The sequence below is a fragment of the Vibrio sp. V08_P9A1T1 genome (assembly GCF_963874405.1).
Lineage (GTDB): Bacteria > Pseudomonadota > Gammaproteobacteria > Enterobacterales > Vibrionaceae > Vibrio > Vibrio anguillarum.
The window spans coordinates 1-4,771 of record NZ_CAWNIB010000136.1 but is presented as its reverse complement, the minus strand read 5'-3'; the positions used below and the strand labels follow the sequence as shown (position 1 = coordinate 4,771).

Annotated in this window: 4 protein-coding genes; all 4 read right to left on the bottom strand. The window is 37.4% G+C overall.

The window, feature by feature from the left end; genetic code table 11:
- Positions 1-60: 60 nt before the first annotated feature.
- The gene (locus AACT21_RS06700; RefSeq protein ID WP_094164407.1) at positions 61-1,995 is read right to left on the bottom strand and encodes a DUF3732 domain-containing protein; all 1,935 of its coding nucleotides are present in this window, start codon (positions 1,993-1,995) and stop codon (positions 61-63) included.
- Positions 1,996-2,493: a three component ABC system middle component gene (locus AACT21_RS06695; protein ID WP_094164406.1), complete on the bottom strand. Its 498-nt coding sequence runs from the start codon at positions 2,491-2,493 to the stop codon at positions 1,996-1,998.
- The gene (locus AACT21_RS06690; RefSeq protein ID WP_094164405.1) at positions 2,490-3,692 is read right to left on the bottom strand and encodes an ABC-three component system protein; all 1,203 of its coding nucleotides are present in this window, start codon (positions 3,690-3,692) and stop codon (positions 2,490-2,492) included. Before AACT21_RS06690 ends, AACT21_RS06695 begins: the two co-directional genes overlap by 4 nt.
- Before the next feature lie 220 nt (positions 3,693-3,912).
- A partial coding sequence (locus AACT21_RS06685; protein WP_176430234.1) for a site-specific integrase occupies positions 3,913-4,771 on the bottom strand: 859 nt, incomplete at its 5' end.

Below are 4,771 nucleotides of genomic sequence, written 5' to 3'. Positions count from 1 at the left end.
GGCTTAACTAAAACAATATTCCTCGTTAATTCAATACACCTAATTGACTTTTAAAGGTAACTATATTTCTTCAGAGTATCTAGATACCCATTCATGAGGAATCAAAGCATTCTGCCCCCTCCATTTTGGTTTTACAGTACACTCTTGGAACCAATCCTCATCAATATCTGCATGATCCGTCACTATTATTTGCAAATGTGGTGCTAGTTCTCTTGATACTTCTGTAAGCCATTTAAACATTTTTACTACAGCTTCACGATCTTCGTCTTTTTCAATATCGGATATACTGCCAACACCTTTCATATCTGATGGGAAGAATACTTGGGTTGGTTGATCAAAAAAAACGAAGTTCGGGACAGGTCTTTCTTGTTCTATGAACCATTTAGCTAAAGCTATGTATGTTACTAAATGATAGCCAACCCAGTTGGCTCCACTTCCCATTCTATAAAGAGGAGTCCGCCCTTTAGCGGTTTCAGCAACTACCGTAAGGTCTTTAGGATCTAACCTTATTGGATGTTGGCTGTGTTCTAGGCCTAAAGCTCTTGCCCACTTGGTCATATCATCTGCGATACAACTGAGTTGGGACTCCAACTTTAGTTTAACTTCGTTTGGACTAACTTTCCGTTCCAAATGTTCGATTTGAGGTTCTAATCTTTCGATACTTTTCTTCAGGTATTCCGAATTTTCCTCTGAGCCGAGGCTTTCTAAATACAAAGAAATCCGTCCCATTACCCATGATTTTTTCTGTTCTAGCGAGCGTCTAGCTGATAATTTTCCTCGCTCTTTCAGAAGAGTGTCTATTGAATTTCTAACAAGTTTAAGCTTTTTAGCCAATGCGTCATCTTCATCACAAAGATCTTTAATGGCGTTGTTTAGCCTCGGTTCCGTTCGTTTTAACCCTTCAAGATCTTTATCTAGCCTAGTCGCATTGTCAGCAATCGCATTCTTAACTTCACTTAGCCAATTTTCTACATCAGGTTGTTCAGGCTTGAGTTTTTTGAACAGATTAATCGACTGTAGCCTTAGTGACTGTTCCCGGTATTCATCTCCAATTGACCCAAGATTTGCTTTATAAGATTCAATCGAATCCATCTTTGCTCTTACAACCTTCTTAAGCTCAAGTAGATCGTCTCGCTCTTTTTCCAATTTTCTTAATGGGTTTTCGTTAAACGGCTTAGGATCAGAGGAATTTATATCTAAGTTTGTCACCTTAGTAAGAGCTGAAACTAAATTGACGTCAGAGACTTGAATATCGGCTTCGGCAAGTCCATGAGCTATAGCTTCTGATAGCAAAACTCTTCCTTTTTGAAGACCTTCACCTTTAAGTTGATCTATCTCTCGAATTTTTTTTCTTAGCTGGCTACGTTCTTGTCTCAATTTCCTCAGTTTATCAAGATCTTTAAGATGGTCTTCATTCGTTGCACCTATAAAATACGGTAAAGTATCTTTAATTACTTGCGGAATAAATGGTTCGGATTGTCGATGAAATAATATTCGTTTAGACGCTAACTCTTCTTGAGCTTGAAATAAAAATGACTTCGTATGCTTAAACGATATTGATATACTTGAACGTGTATTTCCTTCAGGAATTTGAGTTAGGTACTCTGAAATACCTAGTTTTCTCGATAAAAAGTCTTCTATTCCTGAAGTATTTGTTGAATGTTTCAAATCATCGAAAGAAGGTAACTCAATTATTTGAGATACTCTCAAATCACAAGTTGAGCTGGATTTCATACCTTCTTCTGGTGCCTTTCTAGCAATAAATACTTGGCTGTCCTTTAACTGAAGTAAAACCGAATACCAAGAAACTACTTCGGTAATCAATCCATCTGCCACATTACATTCACTTCGGCCTAAGCAGTAGTCTATAATTTCAATGAGTTGAGACTTACCCCTTTTCGATGCTCCCGTAAGTATATTTAGTGAGCCAGTACTGAAGTTAACATCATTTCTTTCGCCATATTTACTATATACACTGATACTTTTTATTTGCATCTATGGTCTTACTCCTAATTTGGCATAAATAGTAGCATCTGAGTCTATCTGGCTTAGCCATCTTCCAAGAAGACGTGCAGCTCTCAAGCTTTCTTTCATATCTTTACTTTTTTCAAATAGTGCAGGAGAGCTAGGAAGAGTAACTCCAATAGTCGACAGCCTACATTCACTATCAATCTCAATAGCCCCTGCCATGATGAGAAAATCAATAGCGTCTATAACGGTTGGTACAAATCCTTTTACCAGCCCTGGAAATATAGATATGTAGCCATCATTTTGTCCTACCCATTTGTCTAAAGATGTAGTGACAGAACTTGGCAATTTTGATGAAAAAATACTATTTGCAGACAATGGAATTACTAAGAATGCCAAGTTAGAACTAAGCCCTTTTCCTGAACACTTTTCATACTCTCTAATCGTCGAGTATAAAAGAAATCCAATATAAGCAGGGTTATACAGGGCACTTTCGTCTTGAGATAAGGTTTTATGATAGCTCATTTATGCCTCTTATCTGCACCGTTAGGGAGGATGAAGATTTGTTCAAATTGAGGATGCCAACCGATGCGAACTTCATCAGCTAATATATGGTACGTCCCTCTTGCTACATAATCACTGTCAAAATTTGGCCTTATTTTCTTTAGGCCTGATGTTTGGCATTCGGTATATATTGCAAGCCCTTGTTTATCCATAGGCAAACTACTTTGAACAATTTGAATATGGTCAAAATGCATCTCCCACTCTTCAATTATCCTGTTTTCATACTTTAATAATTCCCCTGGGAATAGAAGCCCTTGCCTGTGCCAACTTGATCGTTGACGCTTTGCTTTAACACAGTTTTTAATAGCTGTTTTAAGCGTACGCTCCGTTGCATTTAGCTTCTCCAACTGCTGAATGTACAGCTTCCCTTTTTCTGTATTAATGAACTCATCAGTACTTATATCTTCATATTCCGCAGGTAAGTTATCTGCTGAGTATTCTTTGCTCATAGACTCAAGTGTGATTATTAATTCTGAGAGATTTATTGAATTCGGGCCTTTCTTAATCATGGCTTCAATAGCCCATTTAAACCAAATACCCTCAACTCTAGAGGTAAATGCTTGTAAACTGGTTAATGGTACAGCTAAACGCAAATGGTTTGATATACGATTTTCAACATCAGCGATATTTGGAGCATCTGAAGATACATATATACAAGAGACTAGGCGGTGTTGTTGCTCAGTATCTAAATTTAAAAATGCCGAATACGCATCTGCATTTGATTTATTGCCTCCACACTCAGCAATTTCTCGCATTAGCTTTAGTGCTGCCATTTCATCTCTCATCGACTGAATTGGAGATAATAGGGCAGCAAGTGACCCGTCAACGGCTGTTTCAGTTGTAAGAAGAGTTAAGACTGGAAAACGTTCAAGAAAAGTTATCTGATTAGATACTTTTTCACACCATACTCTCAATGTCCGCCAAATATCAGTACTCTTATCAGTCAGATTACCTTTGGATATATGATGCTTTGTTTGGATAAGCTCGGAAGATATAGCATTTTCTTCCACTGATAAATCATCTATGGTTTCTATTGTGATCGTACAATCATCTATATCGTTGAGTTCTATTGACTTTTCTAGTGCTACAAGTAAGCCATACCTTAATTGATAGAGGTATCCAAGTAATGACGGAGTTGCATCGAAAGAAGGGGGCAACATCGAATCTCCTGTATCAGATATAGCAGAACCATTTTAAGCAAAGTTTAGTTAAGTACATGTAACTAAAGTGCTAGTGTGTAAAATCTCAATATATCTACATGGTTCAAACATGCAAAATGTTTTATATGTTTCGTGATCCAACATGGACCATTCGTGACATTTTTCTGCTTACAATAAAAAATGCCCAACAAATGGGCATCTAGATGTTACAACCAACTTGTCATTGGATAGCTTTAAGAACTGCGACTAGTTCAGGTTTTGCATATAACTTCTGAACTAAATGAACTAACTCCTGTGGCATTTCACTACTTGAGTGTTCAGACTTAACATACACGTCAGGAAATAAATCTGACATGTGTGCATCACTACGACGAGCAAAATCGGGAGTATCTTCTTTGATCCAGCGGGCGTAATGTTTGGTTACCATCTGGGTACTTGTATGCCCCATCTGCTTAGCTATCCATTCTTTGCTGATGCCCGCGCTTAATGCTTGGCTCGCGTATGTATGACGCAGTTGACTTGGTCCGCGATGCCTAATACCTAATGTCTTTAATAGATCTGTAAAGAACGATTTTTGGAACTGTTTAATGTCGATAAAGCGTTCATTTGTTAATGTATTTATGAATACAAATTGTACTGACATTCTCTTAAATGTTTTCGTGTCATCTTGCAGGACGTCAATGTTCTCTCTATGACGTTGACCCGTTATTTCATATTGCTTCCGTAGTAATGCCACGGTGATGTCACTGATTTCAATATCTCTTATTGAGCCTTTTGTTTTAGGGACTTTAAAAACTTTATCAACATTAGCGATTCTTACGCGAATAATCTTCCTATCAAAATCAACATTATCCCAAGTTAGAGCTACCAATTCACTGCACCTTAAGCCCGTAGTGGCATCTATAAGAGTCATGTTTTTTTCACTATCGCGCTCTGTCTTATGATTGATGATTTTAGCAAGTTCTGATCTGGTAAATGGATCAACTTCTGAGTCAGAAACGGTTAATGTACCAAAGCTTTCAAAGATATTACTTTCAATGATTTTATTTTTGAGGGCGATATCAAATACTGATTTAATT